This is a genomic window from Aminobacter sp. MSH1, from assembly GCF_003071665.1.
Classification (GTDB): Bacteria; Pseudomonadota; Alphaproteobacteria; order Rhizobiales; family Rhizobiaceae; genus Aminobacter; species Aminobacter niigataensis.
This window is the reverse complement of sequence record NZ_CP026265.1, coordinates 3,190,181-3,216,034: the sequence shown is the minus strand read 5'-3', so window position 1 is coordinate 3,216,034 and position 25,854 is coordinate 3,190,181. Positions and strand designations below refer to the sequence as shown.

Sequence of the window (25,854 nt, the reverse complement as noted above, 5' to 3'; positions counted from 1 at the left end):
CTGTCATTCCGGCCACAATCGCCGCAGCGACTTGCGCATCGAATTCCTGACCTGAACGATCTCGCCATGCGAAAGGTGTCGATCCAGAAGACTGAAAACAGCACCTATCGCCTCATCAAGATTAATGCTCGAATCGTGGCCAAAGGTTTCAGTAACCCGCATAACGAACTCGCGCTTTTCACGCTCCGCGGCCGGCGATGTGGCCGGGTTCCATCCCTCGAAGTACATCCCTCGGATCAGCTCTGGCAGTTGCGATGAAAGGTCCGCTGACTCTTCGGGCGACAGCCAGTCGCGCAACGTCGGCAATACAGCTTTCAACAGCCGATGAGCTCGGTGCTCAGGCCAACCAAGATCAGCTGCCAACTCATTTGCCCATTGCTGAGCCTGTTGGGCGGCATGAGAGAAACTCGAACTTGAAGCGTGGCTCATCGTCTTCACTCCTTGTGCATCAAAGGAACAATGCGCTCTTCATGACCAGGCTTCATTGAGCAAGATCAATCCGCGATTGGCCGCGTCGGATTCATGTCGTCAGTCCGATCTGGATCAGTTTTCGGACGGCCCGGAGGGAAAGCGGCACCCGACCGTCGGCTAGAGGCGCGCTGGACTAAGGACTGTATTTCCTGCGGCGTCGTCACGAAGTATCTCGCGATCTCCTCGTCAGACAGACCAAGGTCGCGAAGCGCAGCAACGCTTGCCGACGGATCGGGCCCTAGTCGCGCCATGCTGTCTTTTGACGTCAAGCGCTCGCTCCCAATCCAGCCCCTGCGCAAAGGGTCGGTGCCCGGCTGGCATCGACCCTGAGGTATATTGGTTAGCCGGCCTTGACCGCGATCGTCTTCTCGGCTTCCTGAGCCTCTGCTGTCTTCGGCAGCTTCACCGTCAAGATACCTTTCGCAAAAGTCGCCTCGATCTTCTCGGCGTCGACGCCCTGCGGGAGCTGAAAAGAACGTTGAAAGGAGCCATAACGGCGTTCCGAGAGAAAATAATCCTTCTTCTTTTCTTCTTTCTCTTCGGTCTTTTCGCCTTTGATGGTCAGCAGATTGTTGGCAACCTTGATATCAACGTTCTTTTCATCGATCCCAGCTAGTTCGGCGGTAATTTCGTATTCCGTTTCTTTTTCGACGAGGTCCATCGCCGGAACTACAGGCCAGGCGCCTCGTCGCGCCGTCCGCTCAAGTGTGCCAAGTGTTCGCGGAAACGCACCACGCCAGTCGAAAGGATGAAAGTCATCGAACAGGCGATCGATCTCGCGTCGCATGATTTCGAACGGCATCCAATCACTTGACCGAGAAGGCGCAATTGCCTTCTCAGACTGTACGGGCAGTTTGGTTGGTATATCAGCCATGGTATGGTTCCTCTTGGAGTCTTTGACCGATCGCCTCCTTGAAGCTGCATCCCTCACCTCGGGACTAGGGATGGTGCCTTGGCAACCGACCCTGAACATGCCTCAATGCGTCATGGCTGGCATGATGATCCGGACTCCGGTCGAACTCATTGATGTAGGTCAAAACCTGAATGATGAATGCGTTAAGGCCGTGCCTGTCGGCGCAGCTTCTGCACACCCTCCACCCTACAGCGATGTTGCCTAGGCGGATGTTGAGTAACGCGGCCCGGTCAATATCGTGTTTGTCAGGCTGTGCCTCGCACGGGCCAAAGCACTTCGGTCGCAGTCTCGTTTTGAGGCGTGCCCGGTGGGCTCAAATACGACTCCCACATGTCTTCGGTTGCTTCGAGACCCCGCGTGCGCATTTCGTCGAGCACCGCAGCGTAGGTATCGGATAGGCGCTCGTATGCACCGATATGCAACGCCTTGATTGCCTGTCCAGCGGCAGTCGCTCCGAGCCCCAATCCTGATCCACTCAAAGCCAGAAACTGGTCCTCGCTTATGGGAAAGCCCGCATCGAAGGTTACCTTGCCGTCACCAATCTCGCGATAGTGGGCCAAAGGCGGTCCCGCTGGCAGCACCCTGGCTTTCGAGAGGGCTTCGCTCAGGGTCTCGAAACTCGCGGCCATCGCGCCGGAGATCTGCGGAAGAGTGCAACTCCTGGAGACATAAGCGTATGGCCGCGGAGACATCGAAACCAGTTCAAAGTCGGGCATCATTGCACCTGGATGGCATGCTCAATTTGACATCAATCGGCTTATCGAGGAGCACCGAAGCAGGGAGCGAGTGACCCCACCGAAGGCCCATTCCCTGATACGACTGTGACCATACGCGCCCGAAACGATCAAATCGGCCCCGCTCTCCGCGGCGATTTGCACCAAGGCCTCGGACTCATCCGCTTCCCCGACATCGATGGCATCTGCGGTTGCCGTTATGCCGTGCCGACCCAGGTAACTGACCACGTCATCGGCGCTCTGCCGAGCCGCTGCAAGATTGTTGCTTTCAAGGGTTGCGACACGCACCCGAGACGCAGAAGACAAAAACGGCAAGGCATCCACAACTGCGCGACGGGCCTCGCGCGTGTCCTTCCAGGCGATCAGGACTCCCTCTGCCTTGACCGGTTGGAAGTCGACAGGTGCCAGTAGCACTGGCCTGCCGACCGAGAGAAGTAGAGTTCCATGATCTACAGTGCGGCAGCCGTCCGTCGACCCAGGCCTTGGGCAATTCAGGATAATCAAGTCTGCGGCGCGCGCATTGAACGCTAACAACTGGGTGGGGTTACCAAGCTCGCCTCGCCATGTGATCCGACGGTCGCCATCCACCTGACGGAAGAAGTCCTCCTTGACCTTGATGAGGTTGTCTTCAATCTCATCAACCTGGCGCCGCATCTCGTCCGCGATTGCCATGTCGCTATCGCCCACCGGCATCACATACCGGGGCTCAGCCGCGCAAAAGCCTATCAGGTCCGCATCGAACTTCAGGGCGATCGACTTCGCGAAAGCGACACGAGGACCGACGGGACTATCGATATCGAGTTGAAGCATTATGGTGTTGAAGCTCATTGGCGTGCTCCTTGTTGAGGAGACAATGCCCCCCCGGGACAACAGCGCTTTGACGTGTGTCAAAAATTGCATAGGAAATCGCCACATTTGACAAAAGTCACGCAGGCTCAGCCCGCAAGTCAGATACCAGCGAGCAGCAAGATTGGGTGGAAACATTCAGGCCTGCGCCGGCACAAAGATTGATCTCGCACAAGGACCTAGACTGCTGGGTGGCTATTGTTGCGCGCATGATCCTCAATCTGCTCATCGGCACAATCGTCATAAGTCTAACGGTCCTGGTCCACACCTTTGGTCTGATCGCCGTTACGCATGCGATGCGATACTTGGTCGCCCGGTTTCGCATGCACGGGCGCCGCAGCCGCATAGTCGCGATGATCAGCGTGGTGATGGGGCTCTTCGCCGTCATCACCACCGAGGTCTGGCTCTGGGCCGGCCTTTACTGGTTGCTTGATATCTTTGAGGACTTCGAAACCGCCCTGTATTTCTCGACCATTACGTTTTCGACGGTTGGTTATGGCGACATTGTGCCTGCTCACGCATGGCGCGTGCTGGCAGCTCTCGAGGGCGTGAACGGATTTCTTCTAATTGGTTGGTCGACGGCATATCTAATCGCCGCTGGAACTCGAATCGGTCCGTTTAAGTCCGGGGAGCATTTCTGACCAAGCACGCTTAAACAACGGCAAAATTCCTGCTCTTACGATCGGAGGTGGGCGAACTTCACCGTCGCTTTTATGCCAAAATGATAGCGGCTGCCGAACGACATTTGCGTCTTTTGAGCCTATGAAAGCTCGATCGTCTCTACGGGATACTCGTCAAACACGTGCGGTTTGTCAGTCAGGATTCGGATCGTTGAGGCGGAATTGTAATGGAGGAGCCGGAGCGCGCTGAATAACGCCCCCCGGTGGTAAAGCTCATCTTCCGCGTATGCGATGAATCCAAAACTATCACGCATGCAGGTGCGCTGTTGCCTGTGTTGAACCCGTGAATAGATGCCTTAGCGGCCTACGGCAACTCGGCAAAAGCTCAATCCAGCTTATCCCTTAACACCTGAAGGAAATCACATAGATCGCAGCAATTTCTACGCGCCCTTGCGCGCGCTCGTCCGGTTTGTTCGGAACGTCGCTCACGAAGGGCCAGGTCGACGGCGCCGAGCGCGTCTTAGACGAGGCGCAGCGCCGTGGCACGCCACTCCGCCATCTCGCCTACATCCTCGCCACCGCATATAACGAGACGGCGCACACCATGCAGCCGATCCGCGAGATATCAAGTGCGCAAAGATGGGTCTTAGCAACCCAAAAGGACGCATTTAGCCTATTCATGCTGGTCTTTTCCAATCTCCAGTATAGGATCAGGCTGGTACAACCAGCGAGTATTTCATAGATTATCCGAGTCTTTGAAGGCAGACCCTATGGGTATCAAGACTGACGACTACAATGTCTGGGCCGAAGGAAACGATCTATATTTCAGCGGGGTGATGCGCCTAGAAAACAAGGCCGCTCCTGAGATCACGTCACTGGTACGGGACCTTCTGAACTCCGGGCCACCAGCCATCACGGTGCACCTATCCGACCTGGAATTCCTCAACTCGCAAGGCAGGAATATTCTGGCGAAATTGGTGATTGAAGCCCGAAATCATCCTCAGGTCCGGATGGTTGTTCGGGGCAATAGCAATATTGCATGGCAGCAACGGTCGCTGCCAAATCTCAAGAGAATATACCCCGGCCTAGCGCTGCTTATGGATTGAAAAGCGAAGGCCTACTCGAGGGGTTCTGTCCCAATGCCTAGGTCTTTTCACACCGCGATACTCAATACACGCCTGGCGCTATCTTGGCGCTGCATGAGCCGCAGCTAATTTTTAGCCAAACTCCGGGCGCGACCTGCCATTCCCCGCGCCAGCCTCTCGACCCCACCCCCATCGACGAGTAGACGCGTTTCACAACGCAGGTTCCTCGAACCGCTAACTTTCTATTGGAGGCAATACCCTGTTTGATCACTAGACTTGGGATTTGGTTTTTGTGATCATGTCCAAGACACAGTTTATCCGCCAGGACCGTCGGGCAATTCGCCCGTTGGTAGATAGTCGGGTGTTCGAAAGGCGCGCCCATTTGCGACCACCTCAATACAACACCGCGCAAATGTCTCGGCGTCAAGACACCGTCTGAAGTCTTCCGGCACAAGCTTATGGCTGCCCGGCGATGAACCGGCGACCCTGAGCCGCTGCAAAGTCGCGCTTCGACGAGAACTCACAGCTTCAACTCGCCGGATCAAGGCCGCGCATACGCGTCGAGAGCCTCTTTTCCTCGACCGTCGTATCCTATGTGAACAGCGGCCTGGGAATTAGGCTGGTCGACCCAATGGTCACCTCCCTGATCAATCCGGAAAAGGTCGTTGTTCGACGGTTCGCGCCAACTATCAAATATTGCCTGTCTGTTGTATATCCGCGCCGCGCGCTCGCCGCAGTTCCAGGATTTCGCGAGCGATTTCCTTCAAGCCTTTCACGAAGAGATAGTCTTTGCTGAAAATCTCATTGCGGGTGAGACCATGAATATGTCGGGCAGGCCAGGTTTATCTCACGCAGTTGAGAACGGTCCTGTTCTTGGGTCACACGACGCGCGAGCATAAGCTGCTGCCGCGAAGTGTGCCGCTGGGGTGGGGCAGATGGAATTCTTGGAGAGGTGATATCTCGCTGCCAGAAGGGTCTATGGGCGGCCGCGTTGAGTTCGCTCTCCGCGGACCTCGGACGCCACGAGCCGACCAGTTGTCAAAAAGACAGCGCCAAGCCCCTTGGACCGTTCAGGCCGGGATTGTACTACCGGTCGTTCGGCGAACCGTGAGGATACTGAAACTTGTCAATTCAGGTTTATGCGAGGCCCGCGTAGCGCGCCAAAAGCATCAGGGGTGGTGTAGTTTCTGCAGTCCCGCTGTGCGCTATTGTGGTGCCGTATCAGAGACAATTCGACCATCCTCTAGCACAAGGATACGGTCTGCGCGTTCGAGTATCCGGTTGTCGTGGGTGACAAGGAGAGTGGTCGTGCCGCGGGTGCTGCCGAGGCGCTTGAGGAGATCCACGACTTCGGATGCACTGTCGCCGTCGAGCGCGGCGGTGGGCTCGTCAGCTAGCACGAGAGCCGGGTTTCCAACGAGTGCGCGGGCAACAGCCACACGTTGCTTCTGCCCGCCCGAGAGGTTGGCGGGCAGATAGTTTATTCGATCGGACAGGCCCACGAGTTTAAGCACATGGACCGCTGCCTTGCGTGCGAGTTCATCCGAAACATCACCATGAACCTGAATACCCATGATCACGTTCTGCAAGGCCGTCAGGCTCTCATGCAGATTGTGCGCTTGGAAAATGAACCCAAGGCGCCGTCTCAGCGTCATCAGCGTGGTTTCACGGGCACCGTTCAGCTGCTCCCCGAGTAGGCGCACAGATCCGTCCTGCACGCCACGAAGACAACCGAGCAGGGTAAGCACCGTCGTCTTGCCGGAGCCAGATGGCCCCATGAGCACAGTGAAGCTTCCAGGTTCGATCGCGAAATTGAGATCGTAGAGCGCCTGCTTACGGGCATCGCCCATGCCGAACCAGTGGTTAAGCCCGCAGACTTCGATGACGTCGCGATCTAGCGTTTCCATGATCAGAAGAGGTCCGCTGGATCGGCGGCAGCGACGCGTCTGGTGGCGATCGCTCCCGACAGAGACGAAACTGCGATAGTGCCGACGAAGACAGAGGCCGCCATAACGAGCGTCATCGATAACGGCAGCGTCGTCACCTTTGCCATTACAGTCAGAATCGTTGTGCCGACGATCAGGCCGGGGATGAAGCCGAAGACACCGAGGACCAACGCTTCCTCGAATACGATGCCCAGAAAAAAACGCGAGCCATATCCCATGGCTTTGAAGGTCGCGTATTCCCGCAAGTGGTCCGCCACATCGGTGGAGAGTACCTGATAGATGATAATCAGGCCAACCAGTATGCCGATAAAGACGCCGAACCCGAATATCACTCCGGTTGGACGTCGCATCTGCTGGTATCGCAAATCCTCGGTCATCGCGTCTGCATAGCTGCGGATGCGCAGCGAGGAATCCGAGATCTGGCCACGCAGGTGTTCCGACACTTCGTCCACTGATGTTCCGGGTCTCGTGCGCAGGAGGATGTGATCGGGCGCGGCCGAGCTTCGCGCGGGAAACAGCGACAGGAATGTCTGGTCGGAGACCAGCATGTAGCCGTCGCCGCCGAACCCTCCACCGCCGGAAAAAGTGTTGTAGGCTTTGATGGTGCGGCCGTCAGTCTCGAAGGAGAGCGGCGTTTGCGGCCGGATAGCGACAGCTTCGTCTCGCGTTATGCCGCGCGCGAGCCTGTCTAGGAGCGCCGCGTCGTTCACCTGTAGCAGGTTCAGGTCGGCCGCAATCTTGGGGGAGATGAAGTCCTGCTTGAACGGATCTATTCCGAATGTGGTGAGACTGATGTCCGTCTGTCCCCGGTCCCAAGGCACGTTGGCGACGAAGAGGCCCATGCCTTCGATGACGTCCGGATTTGCCAGCGCCTGCAGCATCCACTGGCGGGCAACGTTACCTCCGTCCGCGATCGCATTGGCGTCGGCCGCTGAAATGATGATGTCGGCCCGAAAAAATTCATAGGGTCTAAGCGTCGCAACGGCCATCGAGTTCATTATACCGAGCTGGACGAAGACCAGTACGTTGGCGAAGGCGACGCCCGCGATCGCTGCCGCGAAGCGGGTGCGATTGTGGGTCAACTGCAACCAGCCGATAGGGAGCCGCCCGAAGAGCCGTTGCAGCAGGCGGCTCATCGTGCGGCCCGTGTCGCCGCCGACGTGTCAATGCGGGCAATAGCCTCCAGGTTGGTGTAGCCCGAAGCCAGCTTCGTCGACGAGGCGTCAAGAGCCACGAGGATGCGAATGACCCTCGCATCGGTGTTCGCGGCGGCATCGTCGGAGATGAGGCCCTGTCGGCCAACGGTCAGCCCGATGCTTTCCACCGTTCCCAGCAATGTCCGCCCTAGCGCGCTGGCGACCAGTTCCACCGGCTGGCCGGCTCGCACGCTGGCAATCCGGTCCTGATAGATCTCGACCTCCGCCATCATTTGGCTGGTGTCGCCCATCTCCATGATCCCTTCCGTCGGGGGTCGCTGCCCAGGCGTCGCGTGAATGTCGAGGATTGTTCCTGCAATAGGCGCGACAACGACCGCCCGCTGCGTGTCGAGCTTCACCCTGGCAAGATCGGCCTCGGCGGCAGCAACGTTGCGGCCAGCGACAACTACGTCTGGCTGCTCGTCGAGGTGAACCGAGGAGAAGCGGGCGAGCGTTGCCTCGGCACGCGTCACGCTGAGCGCGGCATCTTGGACGGCCGCGCGCGCCGTATCGAGCGTAGCGCCGGTAGCAACCCCGCTACCAGCGAGCTTCCCGGTGCGATCGAGATTAGCTTCGGCTTCACGTAGATTGGAGCGAGCCTGGTCGAGCGTCGCCTGCGCCTCGTCGCGGCTCGACAAGACGGTGCTGCGGGTCTGAAGGAGCGCAGCCTGACGTACCGCCAGATTTGCCTCAGCGAGAAGAACGGCGCTTTCGAGTGCGTCGTAGTTATCCAGGCGCGCCAATGGCGTGCCCCGGTCGACCCAATCGCCGACACCGACGAGCAGTTCGGAAAGCCGCGCATCTCCGGCCCCGTAGGGCGCTGCAACGATCGAGACATCACCGCGCGGTATCACGCGGGCGAGCCCCACGACGTCAGAGGGCAGCATCGTTTCGGCCAAATGCGCCGGCAACTCGATATTGGGAGGGAGCGCGATTGGCGAGGCGGATCCCGCACCCGGCGTCAGCCCGGTAATCTCATAGAACTTCTGGATAGGTACGGGCTGGAAGTACATACCTAGGACGCCGCCCAAGAACATGAAGACGGGTATCAGCAGGACGAGCAAATATCTTTTGCGGAACCCCCGCCCCCCGCGACGCGGGATGCCGTCCGCAAGCTTTAGATCCATTGGTAGATCGCTGCCCGGAGTTACTGCCATATCCCTTCCTTTTTTCTGCGCCCGGTGAGTGGCCGACACTTTATCGAGTTTGCGCGCGAGACGGAGCGTATGCACCTCTCTCTGACAACCGATGCCAGTGTATCATCTGACCTGCGCATCCGACTTGACGCAGAGCAAGCGAACGATACGACGGTTCGAAAACGAACGATTTGAGAAGGCAGACGCTGGCTGCCTATCGGCTTGGATCGGGCTTGTGCCGAAACAGAACTCAAGCGGGGGCAAAGAGAAGCTCGGCAGTATCTCCAAAGCCGGAAATCGCTACCTGCGCCAGATGCTCGCGGTCGGCGCGATGGCGGTCATCCGCTATGCCGAGCGGAACGGGACCAGGCGGCCATGGCTCGTGCAACTGATGGCACGGCGAACTACGAAGGTTGCAGGTTGCGCTCGCCAACAAGACCGCCCGGATGGTCTGGGCATTGATGACAAGCGGTGAGCGCTACAGGGAGCCGGTCATCGCATAACACGAGACAAGACGCGTAAGCGCCGACGAGGTTGGAAAGGGCGAACAGGAGCTGATGCACAAAGCTGGCTCTGTGCGGAGCCAGCAGTATCGACGAATGAGCCTGTTGACGCACGCGCACTAAGGGAGCGAGTGGTCATGTCTGCCTGCCCGCGAGCCTGCCGCATTCAACCTGTCAAGCGATTGCCACCATCGGCTCCAGATTGCTGCTTGCCCCCATCAACGCGCTTCGCTGTGCGGCGCAGGATGTACTCCACCCTCTCATCGGGAGGCAACGGCGGCACGGTCTCAAGAGGGAAGCCGAGAGACCGATAAACTTCGATTAGCAACTCATGGATCCGGCGTTGTGCGCCGGTGTCTTCGGTCCGCGCGTAGTCCCTGGCGAGCGGCAGCAGATCGAGGACGAACACCTTCCGGTAGGAGGCGGTTTTCAGCGCCTCGATCAGTTCCGGCTCAGGCTCGAGAGAGAGAAAGCGGTAGTAAGCCAGTGCATCGGGGAGAGCCCGGTCGAGGAAGCATACCTCGTCTGGGTCGAGGTTTCGTTCCTGCTCGATCTGCATCTGCAGAACGCCCTTCTGGAACTCGCGCTGGTTGGCCCGTATCTCGGCGACCGTCCGTCCGGTGACGCGCTGCGTGTCGATGAAGTGCCGTGCGTGCTCGATCGTGGTGCGATAGCCACGCTTGGCGAGCAATTCGATGGTCGTCGTTTTGCCCGAACTCGGTCCGCCGGTGATCACATACCAGTTTGTCATACGCGCCAGACTGACACGCAGTGGCGATCGCGCCCTTGATCGGGATCAATTGGCAGCACACGCATTGTGCTAGTCTGGACCATATTTCTTCCCAATCCTGGGAGGCAGGCATGGGCCGCTATGCGAAATATGCCGAGACAAATGGTCTGATCGAGGCGTCCCCGACGGCGATCTATGAATTCCTCGACGACCAGTCGAACCTGTCGGCGCATATGCGCCAGTCATCGGGCATGATGTTGGGCTCTTCCATGGACATCCATATGGAGCCAGATCAAGCGCGGCACGTCGGCTCGAGGTTTGGATTCACCGGCCGCATTCTCGGCATTCCGCTGTCCGTGGAGGAAGTCGTCACCGGCAGGGAACCACCCATCAGCAAAACCTGGGAGACGACCGCGGAACCGCGTCTTTGGGTGATCGGCCGCTACATGATGGGCTTCGAACTCGCGCCAACAGCCGAAGCTGGAACGATTTTGCGTGTCTACATCCGCTACGATTTGCCGGCGGGAGGCTTCACACGCCTTCTGGGCCGCGTCTTTGGCGGCATCTATGCAGCCTGGTGCACGCGCCAGATGGTTGTGGACGCACAAAAACACTTCGACCACCAGCCAGTGAAGCCGCTCAAGACAACTCATAGCTGATCCTGCCGCGTCAGCCTGTCCGGATGCCCTCTAGGCGGGTGCGCTTCAGCAAGAGCGCGTTGACCGCCACGAGCGCCGAACTGCCCGACATCGCCAGTGCCGCGACCTGCGGGCTCAAGAGGAACGGGTAGAATACCCCCGCCGCAATCGGGAACGCGATGAGATTGTAGCCAGTGGCCCACCACAAATTCTGGTGCATCTTGCGTAAAGTAGCCTTGGAAAGCGTCATGGCTCCGACCACGTCGTAGGGGTCGCTCTTCATCAGCACGATGTCGGCACTCTCGATAGCCACATCCGTACCAGCTCCAATGGCAAAGCCGACATCGGCCTGGGTCAGGGCGGGTGCATCGTTCACCCCATCGCCCACCATTCCCACTTTCAGACCCTGGCTCTGCAACTCCCTGATCTTTTCCGCCTTCTGCCCGGGCAGCACATCGGCAAGGATGATATCGATGCCGAGCAGTCCGGCGATCCGCTTTGCCGTGCCGGCATTGTCGCCGGTCAGCATGGCAACGCGCACCCCCTGCTCATGGAGCTTGGCGATCGTTGCAGCCGACGTCGGCCGCGGTGCGTCGGCCACCGCAACAAGTCCCACGAGCCATCCCGCTCGTGCGACATAGGTCACGGTGCGGCCTTCGCCCTTGAGCACTTCAGCCGGCTCACCCAAGGCGCCCATGTCGACGGCGTTTTCGTCCATCAGCCGCCGGTTGCCCACCAGCACTGCTGCGTCCTCAACCTCGGCGCTCGCACCGCGCCCGTCCATGTAGTGGAAACGAGTGAGCCCTGGTAACTCCAGCCCCGCCGCCCTTTCGCGGATCGCGAGGGCAATGGGGTGGTCGGAGTTCTGTTCGATGGCGGCGGCGAGGGCGAGAAGCTCGTCTTCGGTAATGTCGGGGGCGGGAACGACGTCGACGACTTTGGGCTGGCCCATGGTGAGGGTGCCTGTCTTGTCGAAGACGATCACGTCGAGCTTGGTCGCGCCCTCCAATGCGGCAGCATTCTTGAAGAGGATGCCGTTGGCGGCGCCGAGGCCGGTTCCCACCATCACAGCCATCGGCGTGGCAAGGCCCAGCGCATCAGGACAGGCGATTACGAAGACGGTGATGGTAAGCGTCAGGGCGAAAAGCAGTGGCTGGCCCAGCAGCCAGAACCAGACGGTGAAGGTGGCAAGTCCGATGACGATGGCAGCAAGGACGAGCCACTGCGAGGCCCGATCCGCCAACAGCTGCGCTGGCGCCTTGGAGTTCTGCGCCACTTGCACGAGCTTGACGATCTGGGCCAGCGCCGTATCAGCCCCCACCTTGGTCGAGCGGTAATGGAGCGCACCGCTCTTGTTGATCGTCGCCCCGATGACCTGGTCGCCGACCCTCTTGGTCACCGGGAGCGACTCGCCCGTAAGCATGGACTCATCGATCGTCGACTCTCCTTCGACCACCTCTCCGTCGACCGGCAGCTTGTTGCCTGGCCGGAGAACGACGATGTCGCCCACATCCACCTCGGAGGTGGCGACTTCGATCTCCTGCCCATCGCGGAGGATTGTCGCCTTGGGTGGCGCAAGGTCAAGTAACGTGCGGATCGCTGCCGAGGCCCCTGCCCGGGCACGCATTTCCAGCCAATGACCCAGCAGGATGAAGACCAGCAGAACCGCCACAGCCTCATAGAACTGCTGACCATCGAACAGGAAGGTCGAGCCCACGCTGAACAGATAGCCTGTGCCGACGCTGAGCAGCACCAGCACGGCCATGTTGAGGACGCCGTTGCGAAGAGCGCGAACCGCCGCGACGACAAACGGCCACACGGGGTAGAGGATCGCTCCGCTCGCCAAGATGAACATCGTGATGTTCATGCTGAGCCCAAACGGTGGCTCGAACAGTGGCGGCGCCAGCCCCATGGGATCGAGCGCGAAGATCGGGATCGTGAAGATGAGACTCACGATGAAGCGGTTCCGCATGTCGCGGACCATCTCGTCCATGCTCATGCCGCCACCATGGCCCATCTCGTGAGCCATCGCGTCGGGTGTCGGAACGGCCGGCTGTCGGCCCGCTGGCGTGGCGAGTGCGTGCTCGCCATGCACGTGAGCCTCATGTCCCGCGGGTTCGGCAGACGTCATCACCAGCGTTTCGTTGGGCACGCAGACGTGTCGCGGCGCCACCTCGCCGCGGCAATGGAAGCCGCAGGCGCGGATCTGTTCGACCAGCCGCTCCGGCCCGGTGACCTCTTCATCATAGGTGATGCTCGCCGAGCTCGAGCCGGCGTTGATCGCGACGCCGTGAACCCCGGCGATACTCGCGAGGCGCTTCTCCACGGCGGTAAAATCAAGGATGCTTAGGAGGTCGGCGACTTCGAGGGTGACGGTTTTCATGCTCGAGCCTCAGTCCGGTCGCCGAAGGTCGACATCATGCCGATCGCCATGTGGTAGGGGTGGTGGCAGTCGAAGGCCCACTGGCCGGCATTGTCGGCGTCGAGGGCAATGGTTACCGAACGCATCGGCGGGATCAGCACCAGTTCGAGATCCAGCACCGGCCTATTCTGCTCGCCTGGCGCTGCGACCCTCGCCACCCCTGCGCCGCGTGGCTCGAGGATGATCCCAGTGCGCTGCGGCGCGCCCTCGCGGAGCGCCAAGATTAGGAACGAGCGCTTCTCCGCCGGCAACATCAGCCATACGTCGATCCGCTGTCTCATGTTCATCGGGAAACGGCGGCCTTTGACGGCTACGATGTCCTCGCCTTCCACCGTGATCGACTCGCCCTCCAGTTCACCGAAGTCGATGGTAAAGGCGGTGGCGGCCGCGCCTTTGATGATGCGCACACGCACCCGGCCGCCACGCTCCACCTCGGCCACTTCCTGGTCAGCCAGCGTGCGGTCACTGGCGAGATAGGCGTCGTACTCGATATCGTTGAGGTCCATCGCCATGATGCCCCAAGACAGGTCCATGCCTCCGTGACCGCTGTGGCCTGCCATGGCATCGGCCGCCGGACCAGCTGTGAGACCGGCCAGCAGCTGGTCCGGCGTCTTGAACGAGAAGTCGTGTAACAGTACGACCACCTCCTGCTCGTCGCGCCCGTCATCGTGAGGGTTCGCAACGATAAGGGGCGCCGCAAGTAGCGCCTGTTCCTGGAGCGTATAGGCCTGCATCCAGGGCGTTCCAGCCTTGCCGGAGAACGCGTAGCTCCGCATTGTCAGTTTCCTTTGAAACAACGAGTCTTGGCTGATGTGAGTCTGATGCTGCTCCAACCGCGACTGGATCGTCGCGGCTGGGTGGATGGCACGGAACTGTCGGTGCGCCGTCAATCTGCCGCTGCCGGTCATCGAGAACGCGCCGGCCCTGTGGCCGGCCCGTCTCAGAGTCCGCGCGCCGCGACAGCGTTATGGACCGCAGCCACGATCGAGCCTGCAACGATGCCGAAAACGAGGCTGAAGAAAATGCCTTCGAGCCAAGCCTGGGGCGACGTCACGGGTGCGAGCGTGAACAATCCTACCCAGGCATGCGTCACCTGCAGGCTGGGAAACAGCACTCCCACGAGAGCGCACAGGACGAACAGCACGATCAGGGCCACGCTGGCCGCGATGGCCAGCCCCAGCATCGACAGCGTGCGTCTATTGACGATGTCGGTCATGGCATGTCTCCCTCAGCAGGGGCCTCGGGTGTGGGCATGTCCTTTTGCATCTGCCGCATCATCTGCATCATGTCCATTTGCACCATCTGCATGGACCGCATCATCTCCATCATCTGCATCTGCGGCGGGCCGCCCGCTCCTGGCTGCATCATCCCGCCACTCTGCATCTGCTGCATGAGTTGCAGATGCATCTGCATCATCGTCATCATGTGCATTTGCATCATCGGCATGGCCGCTCCCCCGCCCCTCTGCATCATGCCCATCATGTCCGGGCATTGGGTCATCGCGTTGCCTGCGGGCGGAGCAGGAAGCTGAGCAATCTTGTCTGCCGGTGTCTCGGTAGCGGTCGAGGGGGTATCGGCACCCTCGGGGTGATGCGGGTCGGTCTGAGCGATCGCAGGATTGGCGAGGCCCAGGAACAGTGCCGCTATAAATAGCGGCTTGGTAACGCGCATGGGTCTTCTCCCTTTGCGTGGTATTGAATTGAATGTGGTGGTGACGAGACGCCGGACAACAGTGCAATGCAGTGCAGTGCGCAGGTGAGAGCGAAACGCCCGCGACCGCCAAGGTCGCTTATGTCAGCCGAGGGCGCGGGGCGGATGGCGGTTGACGAGCGGATCGATCCCGTGGAGGCATTGCGCGCGTGCTAAAGTCCAGGTTCGGTGCGCGGAACCGGTAAAGCCGGGGGCATCAGCCGGCGCTACGAAGGCAGTGCCGCTGCAATGCGCCACGCTTGAACAGCAATCGGCGAGCCGGTCATCGCACGACTCTTGCTTGTAGGCGTCGTGCGGGATCGATGCGGGGTGGACAGTGGCCAAATGGTGCAGTTCGACGGATGTGCCGGGCAATGCGGCAACCGCCGCAGAGCCGAAGCCGAGCGCCAACGCCAGACTGAAGATCAGCGCTGTCGCCAGAACTCGGAGTTCATCGCACAACCAAACCATGCTCTTACCATAAGGCTATCCCAGGAGCTGTCCTTGATCGAAATCAAAGTCGCGTCACGCATCAGCGCCGCACCTTCGCGTACGCCCGTTTGTGCTAGAGCAACGACGTCGCGTTCGATCGGCGCTTTCGACTGTCGATTGACGAATTGCTGGCGGCGGAGCCGCATGACGCGTTGCAACGGAAGGCGCGCTACAAGCTCATGTCCATGATGCTGGACGCAATATGCAACATTGAAGGGGGAATGAGGAAAGTGAACCCTTCAATCCAGTGGCTCGAAGACCAAATCAAAATCCGAAACGATCTCATTGATCAGATCGATCAGGGGACTGGACGCAAGAGCCCAGCAAGGAAATGGCAGAACCCACGGTTAAGGATCGTCAGTATGCTATTCGGGATCCCAAATTGAGCAGCAATTGGCCATGCTCCGCTCAATACAGTGAGCACCACGGCATTTCGCCAGGCGAACGTGTGTCAATCGCATAATTCGGCGATAACGATGCCATAAGCGCTATCGCAGTCTCAGCCGTTGAAGCGAATACGCCCCATTAGTCTTGAACGTGGAGAAATATGCGAAGCCGACTGATCACCTCATCGAACTCACTGCCGACATTGTGGCGGCCTATGTGACTACCCACCTTTGGCTTTCGCGTACGCATTTCCACCACCAAGCAGTGCCGCCAACTCCTCGTACTTCGCGCCGCACCGGTCGTAGACATTGAAGTTCTGATTTCTGGTGCACCCGGCGCGCGCAACAATGTCATCGAGCAGATGAGCCAGTGTGCGGTCTCCGCCCGCCCGCACCATCGCGTCCCTGTCGTATTGTTTCCACATCCCGCACTTCTCGCACGAGACGATGACCTTTTCAGAGGGGTATTCGGACAGCGTTGGCATCAGAACAAAATAGGAACATATGCCTTGGGAAGTCAACTACATTACACTGACGTATGTGCATTCCAGCGCCGTAAGGCCGCTTGACGTGAAAGCCACGCCAGCTACGCTTGCACAGGGAAGAGGCCCATGAACCGCCAAAGACTGCCTACTGAAGTCAAGATCAGCCTCATCGTCTGCATGATTGTTATGGGCATGGCAGCTTTGTCTCTGGCGGGCCTCGATTGGTTCGGCCAGGGTGGCGGCCTTGCTGTCGTACTCGCAATTAGCTGGAGCGTCGTCCTCCACGGATTCTTTTGCTATTGGAGGTTCGGAATAGGGTTTTTCGAAACCACGCTGCTAAGCGCCGTTGACCCCAATTTCCGGCGCGCTGTCCGTCGTCAGCCCCCTCTCCCCGAGATTTCACAGCACCAGACTAGGTCGAAGAAGAAGCCGTAGCTTGCCGCGTAGCGGGAGCAGGATCGAATTGCACCGATAGGAGTTTTAGAGTTCCCTAATACAATTGGAGGCTCCGAGATGCCTGACGGTTCTACGGCTAGCCGATGAAGACCCGGCGTCGGTCCGCGTTCATAATTCCCTGCATCCCGACGCTGGTAGACAAGCCGCCAGAGGGCGACCGCTGGACCCACGAAATCAAATATGATGGCTACCGGACGCAGATCCATCTGGCCGGCGGTCACGCTCGTGCCTTCACCCGCAATGGCCATGACTGGTCAATGAAGTATGCGGCGGTGCTGGCGGCGTCGCGCGAGTTGATCACGCGCGATGTAATCCTCGACGGCGAAATGGTCGTGCAGGATGAAAGCGGCCGCTCCAGCTTCAAGCAGCTTGCGAGCGCCATACGCTGGGATGGCTCCAGCCTGGTGTTCTACGCCTTCGACCTCCTTGCCCTCGACGGCAACGACCTGACCAAGCAACGCTGCGAGGATCGACGGTCACGCTTGCACGAGCTCATGGGCGATCCGGCGTCCCACTTGCGCTCTACAGTTCAGCCAGGCGTTTGAAGGCTCGGGAGCCGATTTCTTCGCGGCTGTCGAGAAGATGGACCTTGAAGGCATCGAAGCGCCGCGCCAGCATCTACCGCAGCGGCCCGTCCCTGGATTGGGTCAAGACCAAGACGTACATCACAGGTGAGTTCGCTGTGATAGGCTACGAGCGAAATCGCGGTGCCGCTCCTTCTCTCCTCCTCGCCGAAGAGACTGACGCTGTTATGCGCTATGTCGGCCGCGCCATCCCTGCGATACCGCAGAACCAGCGCGACGAGCTATGGCAGGCGCTGGAATTCCTGCACGCCGATAGGCTCGCCACGCCTATAAGCGGCGGCAATAAAGGTGTGGTGCCGGTGCAGCCGCTCTTGAAGGTCATGGCAAAACACCTGAGGGGCGAAGAGAAGCTTCGGCATGCAACGATGATCGAAGTTCTGATGCCTCGATGAAAGAGGCCCAGTTGCGAGGCATCAGTGTAGCGCAATCATCCTCACCTTCCCAACATCGCCGTGGAAGCCTGGGAGCGCGCGGAAAGGACGGGCCCTCAACAACCGGAAGGACATCTCGCTTTCACCGGAGGCCCGGTCCACCTATATGTGCAGTCCGTCGTGATCGTCGGGAACGACAAGGCGGCGGATCGAGCCTTCAAAGAGGGAACAAGCCGGAAGAAAGCGGCCCAACTCATCGGACACCTGTGGGCGACGTCGACGCGCATATCGTCGAGAAGCGCTTCCAGTGCTTCGCGCGGCCATAACTTAGCAACTCGGTGGAACCGACCCATGGCGACCCAACGACGCGCAGACCGTGAACTTCCACTATCCGACCGCGCTGCCCGCCGCGCCGATCTTCACGCCACCTTCCAATATCGCCGTTTGGAGATGCGGATTGCTGTCAGGCACGCGGGCTAGCCACAACAAGGCTGGCCATCACCCTTTGCTGGCCCGCAGCATGAGCTCGCAACTTTAGTCTGCTCGGCAAGCCATCTATCCCTTGGTTTGCAACTTGCGGCCCTCGGTGTGAGCTCCACATCGACTTGGCCATCGGCGATGACCGGGATCGATGCCTTGTGAAGCTGCATTGGAGCAATGCCGTCACTTACCTCGAACGTGAGCTTTGCCGTAGGGTCGAGAGCTAGATGCTCCGTGACTTTGCGGATGATGGCAGCGAACTTTCCTGCGGACATGTGAGTGCGCTCTTCCTCGTTCACGTCCCAGAGCTGGATGAAAATCTCGGTCCACGACTCGGGATTGGCACCACAATCGAGTGCGGCAAACGAGCCCGCCTTCACCTCTGTGACGTGATAGCCCGGCTTCACCGAACGGCCGTCATAGGCAAACACCAACGGCTTTTCCTTGTGCTCGCCGAGGAAGGACAAGAGTTCACCGATTGATATGTCGTCGTTCCGGAAATCTGTAGCGCTGGCGAATTCACGGTTGTCAGGGGTCAACATCTGCGTTATTCCTCGTTTCGACATTTCTAGGATTGTTGAAATATGGATGAACGTCAAGCACTGATCGCATTCGGGGCAATGTCCCAAGAGACGCGGCTGAAAATCGTTCGGCTGCTGGTAAAAGCTGGACCGGAAGGTATGGCCGCAGGCTCCATAGCGGAAGCCGCAGGGGTCTCAGCGTCGAACGTCTCGTTCCATCTCAAGGAACTCGAGCGCGGCGGATTGGTCGCCGCCCGCAGGGACGCGCGCTCTATCGTCTATTCAGCGGAGTTCCAGGCTTTGAGCGGGTTGATCCGCTTTCTCATGGAAGACTGCTGTGCCGGCAACCCGGCCATCTGCCAGCCGGCCCTTGCCCCATCCTGCTGCGAGCCATCGGACACAGTCCAATGAGCCTTCAAGTCCAGCAGATCGCCCCACACGATCCAGAATTCGTGGCAGCGCTTGCTGCGGAGGAGTTGCCCGTCGACGACCTCACGGAAGACGGCAGGCTCTTCTTCCGGTTCGAGAAGGACAAAGCGCTTATCGGCTTCGGCGGCATGGAATTGGTCGGAGACTACGCTCTGCTGCGCTCCATCGTCGTTCCGCCACCGTCGCGTGGCCAAGGCTCGGGGAAGCGCATCACCGAGCAGTTGCTACAGAAAGCCGAGGGTCTGGGAATTGCCGAAGTCTATTTGCTGACCACCTCGGCCGCGGATTTCTTCGAGGCCGCCGGATTTGAACGCATTGCGCGCGAGGCAGCTCCGCAACAGATTCTAGCCACCCGGCAAGCGTCATCGCTTTGTCCCTCCAGTGCGGCCCTGCTGTTTTGCCGCCTATCTCCATCCACAAGCCAACCGAGTACCATCTCCACGGAGACAGTTGATGACTGACCGCGTCTACAATGTCCTGTTCCTCTGCACAGGCAATTCCGCCCGCTCGATCCTCGCAGAGAGTATTCTGCGCAAAGAAGGCGCTGGGCGCTTTAATGCCTACTCGGCGGGGAGCCAGCCCAAAGGCGCGGTCAACCCGATCGCCTTGAAAGTTCTAGAAGCGCTCGAGTACCCCGCTGAAGACTTTCGTTCGAAGTCCTGGGAAGAGTTCTCGGTTCCCGGCGCGCCGCAAATGGATTTCGTCTTCACCGTTTGTGACGACGCGGCCGGCGAGGCCTGCCCCGTCTGGATCGGCCAGCCAATGACCGCGCACTGGGGGATCGAAGACCCTTCGAACGTCGAAGGAACCGACATCGAGAAGGAACGCGCGTTCAGTACGGCTGCACGGTTCATGAAGAACCGGATCATGGCGTTCCTCAGCCTTCCGCTCGCCTCCATCGACCGCATGGCCGTCGATCACCACCTCCAGGTGATTGGCCGCATGGAAGGCTCCACTTCAAAGAACACGGACGCAGCCTAAAATCATGTCGACATTTGAACGCTATCTGACCCTGTGGGTCGCCCTCTGCATCGTTGTGGGCATCGCCCTGGGCCATCTGATGCCAGGTGTCTTCCACGCAATCGGCGGCGCCGAGATCGCCAAGGTGAATATCCCGGTCGCCGTCCTGATCTGGCTGATGATCATCCCGATGCTGCTAAAGATCGACTTCGCCGCCATGGGTGAGGTCGGCAGGCATTGGCGCGGCATCGGGGTCACGCTCTTCATCAACTGGGCGGTAAAACCGTTCTCGATGGCGCTGCTCGGCTGGCTTTTCATCGGCTGGCTGTTCCGCCCCTATCTGCCCGCCGATCAGATCGACTCCTACATCGCTGGCCTTATCATCCTCGCAGCGGCTCCTTGCACGGCGATGGTGTTCGTGTGGTCGAACCTGACCAAGGGCGAACCTCATTTCACGCTTTCCCAGGTGGCGCTCAACGATGCCATTATGGTTGTCGCCTTTGCGCCGATTGTAGGCCTGCTCCTCGGCCTGTCCGCGATTACCGTTCCGTGGGGCACGCTCGTCCTGTCGGTGGTCCTTTACATCGTTATCCCGGTCATCATTGCGCAGGTCATGAGACGTAGGCTCCTTTCCTCGGGCGGACAGAAGTCGCTCGACGGCCTGCTCCATACCCTGCAACCGCTTTCTCTCGTTGCGCTGCTGGCGACCCTGGTCCTGCTGTTCGGTTTCCAGGGCGAGCAGATCATCGCTCAGCCGATGATCATCGCACTGCTGGCGGTGCCGATCCTGATCCAGGTCTATCTGAACTCCGGCTTGGCCTATCTGCTCAACCGCATCTCCGGGGAACAGCACTGTGTTGCGGGTCCGTCGGCGCTGATCGGCGCATCCAATTTCTTCGAACTGGCTGTCGCGGCCGCCATCAGCCTATTCGGCTTCAGCTCGGGTGCTGCGCTGGCAACCGTCGTCGGCGTACTGGTGGAAGTTCCCGTAATGCTCTCGGTCGTCTGGATCGTGAACCGCAGCAAGGGCTGGTACGAGCGGGGATCCGCTGTCTCCGCCGTCAAACAAAACGAAAGGACCGCATGATGGACATCACCATCTATCACAATCCCGACTGCGGCACGTCCCGCAACACGCTTGCGCTCATCCGCAATGCCGGGGTCGAGCCCACCGTCATCGAGTACCTGAAAACGCCGCCCACACGAGAGGTCCTTCAGGATCTGATTTCCAAGGCAGGCCTGACCGTGCGCGAGGCCATCCGGCAGAAGGGAACGCCCTACGCGGACCTGGGCCTGGACGATCCGACGCGTACCGATGACGACCTTCTGGATGCCATGATCGAGCATCCAATCCTCATTAATCGACCGTTCGTCGTCACGCCGTGGGGTGTGCGCCTGAGCCGCCCATCCGAGGTTGTGCTGGAGATCCTGCCACTCCCTCAAAAGGGACCGTTCTACAAAGAGGACGGCGAACCGTTGATCGATGCCGAAGGAAACCGAGTTGCTTAATCTGCCAAACATCGTCGAGGAAGCACTTGAGCTTCCCGATCCGGCCCAGCTGTCGAAGCCTTTCTCGACCCACAAGCCACGGATACTGATGCTGTACGGATCGCTCCGCGAGCGTTCCTATAGCCGATTTCTCACGCAAGAAGCCGCTCGACTGCTTGAGCATTTCGGCGCGGAAACCCGAATATTTGATCCTTCGGGTCTGCCGTTGCCCGACGATGCGCCCACCGATCACCCAAAGGTTCAAGAGCTTCGCGAGCTTTCGCTGTGGTCCGAAGGCCAGGTCTGGAGCAGTCCCGAACGCCATGGCGCCATAAGTGGCGTGATGAAATCTCAGATCGACTGGATTCCGCTTGCTGTCGGTTCGATCCGGCCGACGCAGGGCCGCACACTGGCGGTCATGCAGGTCTCGGGCGGCTCGCAGTCCTTCAATGCGGTCAACCAGATGCGCGTTCTCGGCCGCTGGATGCGTATGATCACAATTCCCAACCAGTCGTCCGTCGCCAAAGCCTATCAAGAATTCGATCCGGAAGGCCGTATGAAACCATCGTCCTACTACGACCGCGTCGTCGATGTGATGGAAGAACTGGTCAAGTTCACGCTGCTCACCCGAGATGTCTCAGGCTATCTGACGAACAGGTACAGCGAGCGGAAAGAGGATGCGGAGAAGCTCGAGGCTCGCGTCAAGCTCAAGGCGATTTGAGCGGCTCGAAGCTCTCGCCGTGAAGGTTAGCGGTGCTGCCAAACCTTCACGGCGGAGATGACGAGGATCAGCGAAAGCATCGGCAGCAGCACACCGTCGGGCACAATGCCCAGCAGTCTGCCGCCAATGTAGGTGCCGACAATCGACCCCGCCGCCATGATCAAGAGAAACACCTGATTGCGTTTCAGGACTGAAAAACTCTGGTCTCTGCTGTAGCGAGCAAATCCGGCAATCATGGTCGGAAGACTGACAGCCAACGACAGGCTTCCAGCCAGTTTTACGTCTGCGCCGAAAAGCAGGATGAGCGTCGGTATCAACAGTTCGCCGCCAGCCACTCCAAGGAGCGAGGCGACGACGCCAATCAGGAAACCTGCGGCAACGCCCGCAACCAGCAAATAGGTGCCTGCGAGAGCCTGTCCACCCCCCTCGCCATGTCCCAGAAGAAGCACGGCAGCGATCGCGACAAGAAGAACCGCGATGATCCTAAACAGCGTTTCCGAGCTCAACTTGGTTGCCCATCCGGCTCCGAACCATGCTCCTACAAGGCTTCCCGCCAACAGGTTAGCGATTACTCCCCAGTGCTGAAAAATCTCCGAGGCGGGCACGGTCTGCATGCGAAACGGAAGCGCTGACGCAACAACGACCAGGCTCATTGCCTTGTTCAGAATAATGGCTTCCAACGGCTTGAATCGGAACAAGCCGATCAAAAGCGGAAGTCGGAACTCGGCCCCGCCCAGACCAATGAGACCACCCAAGGTTCCGATGACGGCCCCTCCTCCAAACGCGGCCGCCTTGGAGCGTGACATCGGCGCGTCCGCGTCCTTCATGCCATCTTATCCCTATGTCGCTGTGGACCGACTCCTGGGACTTGTTCGCCCTTGCCGTCAACAAGCCCGTCGTCGATTTGTCATATTTCGACAATGATTGAAATTAGAGTTGACGGCTCGAACACAGCAGATCTAAGTTCCTTCCATGAAGATCGAAACAGCGGCAACTCAGCTCGAAGCTCTCGGCAATCCGACGCGCCTGCGGATCTACCGAGTGCTGGTTCGTGCGGGTGTCGACGGGCTCGCCGTTGGGCATCTGCAAGACAGGATCGGTATCGCCGCGTCGACGCTTTCCCACCACTTGCATCGCCTGATCGCCACCGGGCTCGTCAGCCAGGAACGGCAGGCAACGACCCTGATTTGTCGCGCCAACTATTCCGCGATGAATGGCCTACTAGGGTTCCTTTCCGACGAGTGCTGCGCGGATGCGAACTCCCAAGCCAGAGACGACGCGGCATAATTTTTTGGTTGATATTTCGGTTATCCCGGAAAGATGGAAAATGACTTCGACTGTTTCGATCGAGCATCACCGGGGCGCAGTTATCTGGGGCTTGGGCGTGACCCAGATCATCGGATACGGCACACTTTACTATAGCTTCAGCATCCTGGCGCCCGAGATGGCCAAGGACCTCGCCTGGACGCAGGAATGGGTGTTCGGTGTCTTTTCAGCTGCCTTGCTGGTAGGCGGGTTCGCTGCCCCGTCCATCGGCCGCCGCATCGATCGTCATGGTGCGGGTTCGATGATGGCCCTTGGCTCCGTAATCGCAGCTTGCGCCTTGGCCCTGTGTGCACTCGCGCCCGGCCGCATTCCGTTCGTGGCCGGCATGATCGTCATGGAGATCGCCTCGGCCTTTGTCCTCTACAACGCGGCATTTGCCGCCTTGGTGCAGATAGCACCCCAAACAGCTCAGAGGAGCATCACGCACCTCACCCTGATTGCTGGTTTTGCCTCGACCCTGTTCTGGCCGATCACGACCCAACTCCACGAACACCTGACTTGGCGGGAGGTCTATCTGGCCTTCGCTGTCTTGCATCTGGTCGTTTGCCTGCCTATCCATTTCTGGATCGCGAGAGCGATGAATGCCGATCGCAACGGCGACCATAAGGACAAGGTCAAGACCGTGGCGGCGGTTGAAGGAAGCATCGCTTCCTGGGATCGCCGACGAGCGTTCACGCTGATGGGTCTAGGATTTGCACTCGAAGGCTTCGTCCTGTCAGCGCTACTCGTCCATATGGTCCCGCTTCTGACAGCGGTCGGGCTAGGAGCGAGCGCGGTGCTGATAGGAACCCTGTTTGGGCCCTCCCAAGTGCTCAGCCGATTTATTAACATGCTCGCTGGCCGGGGGCTCTCGCAATTGGTGTTGGCAGTAATCTCTGCAGCTCTCTTGGTGACAGGGCTGTCGACCTTGCTGGTATCCGCTCCCTGGATTTATGGCGCGGCCGCTTTCGCCGTCCTTTTCGGGCTAGGATCGGGGCTGACCAGCATTGTCCAAGGCTCCCTCCCCTTGGCTCTATTTGGCTCAGATGGCTACGGCGCAATGCTGGGTAAGATATCCTCGATCAGACTGATCGTGTCAGCGCTGGCTCCGTTCGTGTTTTCGGTGCTGATGGCGCACGTGGGAACTTGGTCTGCCCTATCCGTGGCCATTGTACTCGGGATTGGAGCCGCTGCCGCGTTTGCCAGCATTGGGTGGAAGCCGCGGTCACCCGAACTAGTGCCTGAGACGTGACCGCTTCGGCGCAAGGTGGCCTGCTTTCGCCTCACGGCAAACGAGTCTGTAGGCTTCCTGCGCGCCATTGCAGCCCCGATCCTGGCAGAGGCACTCGAGGGCACACAAAACGTGCTCCGCAATGTCGTGGCGTCCCGTGCCGTCGGCAACTTTGAAAGCCTCCAGCAGAAGGCTATCGAGTAGGATCTCGGACCGTGCGGTTTCATGGGTCTTCATGAGAAGACCATAATGGTTCCAGCAGATGGAAGGTCAACAATGGCGATTGGGCTGGGAATGGGAACTAGGCAGGTTTTCAAGGTCCCTGTTCAAGGGCCGATTGAGTACCCAGCTCCACGTACAGTCCTGATCAGATCCGGACCCCGAACAGAACTTAAGGACTTGCGAAGGCGGCCGATGTGAACGTCGATGGTCCGCTCATCGATGTAGACCGTATTCCCCCAAACCTTGTCGAGTAGCTGCCCACGCGAGAAAACTCGGCCTGGCGACATCATCAGGAATTCAAGCAGCTTGTATTCGGTGGGACCGACATGCAGAGCCCGACCATTGCGAAGAACCCTGTGCTGCTGTCGGTCGAGCAGCAAGTCCTTGACCGAAAGGACGTCAGACAGCACCTCAGGTCGTGCCCGTCGCAACAGGGCACGAACCCTGGCTACAAACTCGGGTGTTGAGAATGGCTTTACGAGATAGTCGTCAGCGCCAGTCTTTAACCCTCGCACCCGATCAGTCTCTTCCCCTCTTGCGGTCAACATGATGATGGGAAGACGCTCGGTTGCCTCTCTAGCACGCAGTCGGCGACAAAGCTCAATCCCCGATATCACTGGGACCATCCAATCAAGGACCAGCAGATCGGGAACGGTTTCCTGCAACCTCAGCTCGGCTTCATCGCCCCGCTGCACGACTTCGACGTCATACCCTTCGGATTCTAGATTGTAACGAAGCAGCACACCCAGCGCTTCTTCGTCTTCGACAACCATGACTTTGGGAGCGATCATTGA

32 protein-coding genes are annotated in these 25,854 nt (G+C 59.3%); 15 read left to right on the top strand and 17 right to left on the bottom strand.

Features of this window, described 5'->3' with window-relative positions:
* Positions 1-3: 3 nt before the first annotated feature.
* The 4 genes from CO731_RS15960 to CO731_RS15945 form a co-directional block, all read right to left on the bottom strand.
* Positions 4-429, bottom strand: a complete 426-nt coding sequence (locus CO731_RS15960; RefSeq protein ID WP_055977459.1) for a DUF2267 domain-containing protein — start codon at positions 427-429, stop codon at positions 4-6.
* A gap of 382 nt (positions 430-811) precedes the next feature.
* Positions 812-1,345 carry an Hsp20/alpha crystallin family protein gene (locus tag CO731_RS15955; protein WP_055977462.1) on the bottom strand — a complete coding sequence of 178 codons (534 nt, stop codon included), beginning with the start codon at positions 1,343-1,345 and terminating at the stop codon, positions 812-814.
* Between the two features lie 284 nt (positions 1,346-1,629).
* Positions 1,630-2,100 carry a GyrI-like domain-containing protein gene (locus CO731_RS15950; protein ID WP_159091648.1) on the bottom strand — a complete coding sequence of 157 codons (471 nt, stop codon included), beginning with the start codon at positions 2,098-2,100 and terminating at the stop codon, positions 1,630-1,632.
* Positions 2,101-2,121: 21 nt separating this feature from the next.
* Positions 2,122-2,946, bottom strand: a complete 825-nt coding sequence (locus CO731_RS15945) for a universal stress protein (protein ID WP_055977753.1) — start codon at positions 2,944-2,946, stop codon at positions 2,122-2,124.
* Positions 2,947-3,173: 227 nt separating this feature from the next.
* Between CO731_RS15945 and CO731_RS15940 the strand changes: the two genes are divergently transcribed.
* The 3 genes from CO731_RS15940 to CO731_RS15920 all read left to right on the top strand — a co-directional run bounded on the left by CO731_RS15940 (position 3,174) and on the right by CO731_RS15920 (position 5,568).
* Positions 3,174-3,605 (top strand): potassium channel family protein, encoded by a 432-nt coding sequence (locus CO731_RS15940; RefSeq protein ID WP_055977756.1) that lies wholly within the window; start codon positions 3,174-3,176, stop codon positions 3,603-3,605.
* Positions 3,606-4,354: 749 nt separating this feature from the next.
* On the top strand, positions 4,355-4,690 hold the full coding sequence (locus CO731_RS15930; protein WP_055977471.1) for a hypothetical protein: 336 nt from the start codon (positions 4,355-4,357) through the stop codon (positions 4,688-4,690).
* A gap of 644 nt (positions 4,691-5,334) precedes the next feature.
* A complete protein-coding gene (locus CO731_RS15920) occupies positions 5,335-5,568 on the top strand; it encodes a hypothetical protein (RefSeq protein WP_108679448.1) in 234 nt (77 codons plus the stop codon).
* A gap of 306 nt (positions 5,569-5,874) precedes the next feature.
* Here the strand turns inward: CO731_RS15920 and CO731_RS15915 are convergent, their stop codons facing one another.
* From CO731_RS15915 to CO731_RS15905, 3 genes are read right to left on the bottom strand one after another with little or no spacing between them, the layout of a single operon-like run.
* Positions 5,875-6,576, bottom strand: a complete 702-nt coding sequence (locus CO731_RS15915) for an ATP-binding cassette domain-containing protein (protein WP_055977473.1) — start codon at positions 6,574-6,576, stop codon at positions 5,875-5,877.
* A gap of 2 nt (positions 6,577-6,578) precedes the next feature.
* Positions 6,579-7,751, bottom strand: a complete 1,173-nt coding sequence (locus CO731_RS15910; RefSeq protein ID WP_055977477.1) for an FtsX-like permease family protein — start codon at positions 7,749-7,751, stop codon at positions 6,579-6,581.
* Positions 7,748-8,938 carry an HlyD family efflux transporter periplasmic adaptor subunit gene (locus CO731_RS15905; protein ID WP_055977481.1) on the bottom strand — a complete coding sequence of 397 codons (1,191 nt, stop codon included), beginning with the start codon at positions 8,936-8,938 and terminating at the stop codon, positions 7,748-7,750. The genes CO731_RS15910 and CO731_RS15905 overlap by 4 nt, the downstream gene beginning before the upstream one ends.
* Before the next feature lie 244 nt (positions 8,939-9,182).
* Between CO731_RS15905 and CO731_RS15900 the strand changes: the two genes are divergently transcribed.
* On the top strand, positions 9,183-9,422 hold the full coding sequence (locus CO731_RS15900) for a transposase (protein WP_244487853.1): 240 nt from the start codon (positions 9,183-9,185) through the stop codon (positions 9,420-9,422).
* 194 nt (positions 9,423-9,616) lie between these two features.
* Here CO731_RS15900 and CO731_RS15895 read toward each other — a convergent pair whose 3' ends face one another.
* A complete protein-coding gene (locus CO731_RS15895) occupies positions 9,617-10,201 on the bottom strand; it encodes an ATP-binding protein (protein ID WP_082496620.1) in 585 nt (194 codons plus the stop codon).
* A 110-nt stretch (positions 10,202-10,311) separates the two neighbouring features.
* Here CO731_RS15895 and CO731_RS15890 point away from each other — a divergent pair, with 110 nt between their 5' ends.
* Positions 10,312-10,839: an SRPBCC family protein gene (locus CO731_RS15890; protein ID WP_055977484.1), complete on the top strand. Its 528-nt coding sequence runs from the start codon at positions 10,312-10,314 to the stop codon at positions 10,837-10,839.
* Between the two features lie 10 nt (positions 10,840-10,849).
* Here the strand turns inward: CO731_RS15890 and CO731_RS15885 are convergent, their stop codons facing one another.
* The 6 genes from CO731_RS15885 to CO731_RS15855 form a co-directional block, all read right to left on the bottom strand.
* Positions 10,850-13,201 (bottom strand): heavy metal translocating P-type ATPase, encoded by a 2,352-nt coding sequence (locus CO731_RS15885; protein ID WP_055977487.1) that lies wholly within the window; start codon positions 13,199-13,201, stop codon positions 10,850-10,852.
* Positions 13,198-14,016, bottom strand: coding sequence for a multicopper oxidase domain-containing protein (locus tag CO731_RS15880; protein ID WP_245439371.1), 819 nt, complete (start codon positions 14,014-14,016; stop codon positions 13,198-13,200). The genes CO731_RS15885 and CO731_RS15880 overlap by 4 nt, the downstream gene beginning before the upstream one ends.
* Positions 14,017-14,180: 164 nt before the next feature.
* Positions 14,181-14,456, bottom strand: a complete 276-nt coding sequence (locus tag CO731_RS15875; RefSeq protein ID WP_055977493.1) for a hypothetical protein — start codon at positions 14,454-14,456, stop codon at positions 14,181-14,183.
* Positions 14,453-14,911, bottom strand: a complete 459-nt coding sequence (locus CO731_RS15870; RefSeq protein ID WP_055977496.1) for a hypothetical protein — start codon at positions 14,909-14,911, stop codon at positions 14,453-14,455. Before CO731_RS15870 ends, CO731_RS15875 begins: the two co-directional genes overlap by 4 nt.
* A gap of 123 nt (positions 14,912-15,034) precedes the next feature.
* Positions 15,035-15,391 carry a hypothetical protein gene (locus CO731_RS28760; RefSeq protein ID WP_156381277.1) on the bottom strand — a complete coding sequence of 119 codons (357 nt, stop codon included), beginning with the start codon at positions 15,389-15,391 and terminating at the stop codon, positions 15,035-15,037.
* 637 nt (positions 15,392-16,028) lie between these two features.
* Positions 16,029-16,232 (bottom strand): hypothetical protein, encoded by a 204-nt coding sequence (locus CO731_RS15855; protein ID WP_108679446.1) that lies wholly within the window; start codon positions 16,230-16,232, stop codon positions 16,029-16,031.
* A gap of 599 nt (positions 16,233-16,831) precedes the next feature.
* Here CO731_RS15855 and CO731_RS15845 point away from each other — a divergent pair.
* Together CO731_RS15845 and CO731_RS15840 are read left to right on the top strand one after the other, a co-directional pair.
* On the top strand, positions 16,832-17,293 hold the full coding sequence (locus CO731_RS15845; RefSeq protein WP_055977513.1) for an RNA ligase family protein: 462 nt from the start codon (positions 16,832-16,834) through the stop codon (positions 17,291-17,293).
* A 44-nt stretch (positions 17,294-17,337) separates the two neighbouring features.
* The gene (locus tag CO731_RS15840) at positions 17,338-17,724 is read left to right on the top strand and encodes an ATP-dependent DNA ligase (protein ID WP_055977516.1); all 387 of its coding nucleotides are present in this window, start codon (positions 17,338-17,340) and stop codon (positions 17,722-17,724) included.
* Between the two features lie 455 nt (positions 17,725-18,179).
* Here the strand turns inward: CO731_RS15840 and CO731_RS15835 are convergent, their stop codons facing one another.
* Positions 18,180-18,725, bottom strand: coding sequence for a DUF6428 family protein (locus tag CO731_RS15835; protein ID WP_055977519.1), 546 nt, complete (start codon positions 18,723-18,725; stop codon positions 18,180-18,182).
* A gap of 42 nt (positions 18,726-18,767) precedes the next feature.
* On the opposite strand from CO731_RS15835, the gene CO731_RS15830 reads away from it, so the two are divergent.
* Genes CO731_RS15830 through arsH form a run of 6 tightly spaced genes read left to right on the top strand, consistent with a single transcriptional unit; the run spans position 18,768 to position 22,302 of the window.
* Complete coding sequence (locus tag CO731_RS15830) at positions 18,768-19,115, top strand: metalloregulator ArsR/SmtB family transcription factor (RefSeq protein WP_055977522.1); 348 nt, start codon at positions 18,768-18,770, stop codon at positions 19,113-19,115.
* Positions 19,112-19,594: an arsenic resistance N-acetyltransferase ArsN2 gene (arsN2, locus tag CO731_RS15825; RefSeq protein ID WP_108607886.1), complete on the top strand. Its 483-nt coding sequence runs from the start codon at positions 19,112-19,114 to the stop codon at positions 19,592-19,594. Before CO731_RS15830 ends, arsN2 begins: the two co-directional genes overlap by 4 nt.
* Positions 19,584-20,114: an arsenate reductase ArsC gene (locus CO731_RS15820; protein WP_108607885.1), complete on the top strand. Its 531-nt coding sequence runs from the start codon at positions 19,584-19,586 to the stop codon at positions 20,112-20,114. The genes arsN2 and CO731_RS15820 overlap by 11 nt, the downstream gene beginning before the upstream one ends.
* Before the next feature lie 4 nt (positions 20,115-20,118).
* Positions 20,119-21,180, top strand: a complete 1,062-nt coding sequence (gene arsB, locus CO731_RS15815; protein WP_055977531.1) for an ACR3 family arsenite efflux transporter — start codon at positions 20,119-20,121, stop codon at positions 21,178-21,180.
* The gene (gene arsC / locus CO731_RS15810) at positions 21,180-21,602 is read left to right on the top strand and encodes an arsenate reductase (glutaredoxin) (RefSeq protein WP_055977534.1); all 423 of its coding nucleotides are present in this window, start codon (positions 21,180-21,182) and stop codon (positions 21,600-21,602) included. The genes arsB and arsC overlap by 1 nt, the downstream gene beginning before the upstream one ends.
* The gene (arsH, locus tag CO731_RS15805; protein ID WP_055977537.1) at positions 21,577-22,302 is read left to right on the top strand and encodes an arsenical resistance protein ArsH; all 726 of its coding nucleotides are present in this window, start codon (positions 21,577-21,579) and stop codon (positions 22,300-22,302) included. The genes arsC and arsH overlap by 26 nt, the downstream gene beginning before the upstream one ends.
* Before the next feature lie 26 nt (positions 22,303-22,328).
* Here arsH and CO731_RS15800 read toward each other — a convergent pair whose 3' ends face one another.
* Positions 22,329-23,129 carry a sulfite exporter TauE/SafE family protein gene (locus tag CO731_RS15800; protein ID WP_055977540.1) on the bottom strand — a complete coding sequence of 267 codons (801 nt, stop codon included), beginning with the start codon at positions 23,127-23,129 and terminating at the stop codon, positions 22,329-22,331.
* Positions 23,130-23,274: 145 nt separating this feature from the next.
* Between CO731_RS15800 and CO731_RS15795 the strand changes: the two genes are divergently transcribed.
* Both CO731_RS15795 and arsK read left to right on the top strand, forming a co-directional pair.
* On the top strand, positions 23,275-23,589 hold the full coding sequence (locus tag CO731_RS15795; RefSeq protein ID WP_055977543.1) for a metalloregulator ArsR/SmtB family transcription factor: 315 nt from the start codon (positions 23,275-23,277) through the stop codon (positions 23,587-23,589).
* Positions 23,590-23,629: 40 nt separating this feature from the next.
* Positions 23,630-24,859 carry an arsenite efflux MFS transporter ArsK gene (gene arsK / locus CO731_RS15790; protein ID WP_055977546.1) on the top strand — a complete coding sequence of 410 codons (1,230 nt, stop codon included), beginning with the start codon at positions 23,630-23,632 and terminating at the stop codon, positions 24,857-24,859.
* Positions 24,860-25,164: 305 nt separating this feature from the next.
* Here the strand turns inward: arsK and phoB are convergent, their stop codons facing one another.
* Entirely contained in the window at positions 25,165-25,851 is a 687-nt protein-coding gene (gene phoB, locus CO731_RS15785; RefSeq protein ID WP_055977549.1) for a phosphate regulon transcriptional regulator PhoB, read from the bottom strand.
* Positions 25,852-25,854: the final 3 nt, after the last annotated feature.

Excerpts from the sequence above, each read along its gene's own strand:
- CO731_RS15960 (WP_055977459.1), bottom strand. The coding sequence starts at position 429 with ATGAGCCACGCTTCAAGTTCGAGTTTCTCTCATGCCGCCCAACAGGCT.
- CO731_RS15955 (WP_055977462.1), bottom strand. The coding sequence starts at position 1,345 with ATGGCTGATATACCAACCAAACTGCCCGTACAGTCTGAGAAGGCAATT.
- CO731_RS15950 (WP_159091648.1), bottom strand. The coding sequence starts at position 2,100 with ATGCCCGACTTTGAACTGGTTTCGATGTCTCCGCGGCCATACGCTTAT.
- CO731_RS15945 (WP_055977753.1), bottom strand. The coding sequence starts at position 2,946 with ATGAGCTTCAACACCATAATGCTTCAACTCGATATCGATAGTCCCGTC.
- CO731_RS15940 (WP_055977756.1), top strand. The coding sequence starts at position 3,174 with ATGATCCTCAATCTGCTCATCGGCACAATCGTCATAAGTCTAACGGTC.
- CO731_RS15930 (WP_055977471.1), top strand. The coding sequence starts at position 4,355 with ATGGGTATCAAGACTGACGACTACAATGTCTGGGCCGAAGGAAACGAT.
- CO731_RS15915 (WP_055977473.1), bottom strand. The coding sequence starts at position 6,576 with ATGGAAACGCTAGATCGCGACGTCATCGAAGTCTGCGGGCTTAACCAC.
- CO731_RS15910 (WP_055977477.1), bottom strand. The coding sequence starts at position 7,751 with ATGAGCCGCCTGCTGCAACGGCTCTTCGGGCGGCTCCCTATCGGCTGG.
- CO731_RS15905 (WP_055977481.1), bottom strand. The coding sequence starts at position 8,938 with ATGGATCTAAAGCTTGCGGACGGCATCCCGCGTCGCGGGGGGCGGGGG.
- CO731_RS15895 (WP_082496620.1), bottom strand. The coding sequence starts at position 10,201 with ATGACAAACTGGTATGTGATCACCGGCGGACCGAGTTCGGGCAAAACG.
- CO731_RS15890 (WP_055977484.1), top strand. The coding sequence starts at position 10,312 with ATGGGCCGCTATGCGAAATATGCCGAGACAAATGGTCTGATCGAGGCG.
- CO731_RS15885 (WP_055977487.1), bottom strand. The coding sequence starts at position 13,201 with ATGAAAACCGTCACCCTCGAAGTCGCCGACCTCCTAAGCATCCTTGAT.
- CO731_RS15880 (WP_245439371.1), bottom strand. The coding sequence starts at position 14,016 with ATGCGGAGCTACGCGTTCTCCGGCAAGGCTGGAACGCCCTGGATGCAG.
- CO731_RS15875 (WP_055977493.1), bottom strand. The coding sequence starts at position 14,456 with ATGACCGACATCGTCAATAGACGCACGCTGTCGATGCTGGGGCTGGCC.
- CO731_RS15870 (WP_055977496.1), bottom strand. The coding sequence starts at position 14,911 with ATGCGCGTTACCAAGCCGCTATTTATAGCGGCACTGTTCCTGGGCCTC.
- CO731_RS15855 (WP_108679446.1), bottom strand. The coding sequence starts at position 16,232 with ATGTGGAAACAATACGACAGGGACGCGATGGTGCGGGCGGGCGGAGAC.
- CO731_RS15845 (WP_055977513.1), top strand. The coding sequence starts at position 16,832 with ATGAAGACCCGGCGTCGGTCCGCGTTCATAATTCCCTGCATCCCGACG.
- CO731_RS15835 (WP_055977519.1), bottom strand. The coding sequence starts at position 18,725 with ATGTTGACCCCTGACAACCGTGAATTCGCCAGCGCTACAGATTTCCGG.
- CO731_RS15830 (WP_055977522.1), top strand. The coding sequence starts at position 18,768 with ATGGATGAACGTCAAGCACTGATCGCATTCGGGGCAATGTCCCAAGAG.
- arsN2 (WP_108607886.1), top strand. The coding sequence starts at position 19,112 with ATGAGCCTTCAAGTCCAGCAGATCGCCCCACACGATCCAGAATTCGTG.
- arsB (WP_055977531.1), top strand. The coding sequence starts at position 20,119 with ATGTCGACATTTGAACGCTATCTGACCCTGTGGGTCGCCCTCTGCATC.
- arsC (WP_055977534.1), top strand. The coding sequence starts at position 21,180 with ATGGACATCACCATCTATCACAATCCCGACTGCGGCACGTCCCGCAAC.
- arsH (WP_055977537.1), top strand. The coding sequence starts at position 21,577 with ATGCCGAAGGAAACCGAGTTGCTTAATCTGCCAAACATCGTCGAGGAA.
- CO731_RS15800 (WP_055977540.1), bottom strand. The coding sequence starts at position 23,129 with ATGAAGGACGCGGACGCGCCGATGTCACGCTCCAAGGCGGCCGCGTTT.
- CO731_RS15795 (WP_055977543.1), top strand. The coding sequence starts at position 23,275 with ATGAAGATCGAAACAGCGGCAACTCAGCTCGAAGCTCTCGGCAATCCG.
- arsK (WP_055977546.1), top strand. The coding sequence starts at position 23,630 with ATGACTTCGACTGTTTCGATCGAGCATCACCGGGGCGCAGTTATCTGG.
- phoB (WP_055977549.1), bottom strand. The coding sequence starts at position 25,851 with ATGATCGCTCCCAAAGTCATGGTTGTCGAAGACGAAGAAGCGCTGGGT.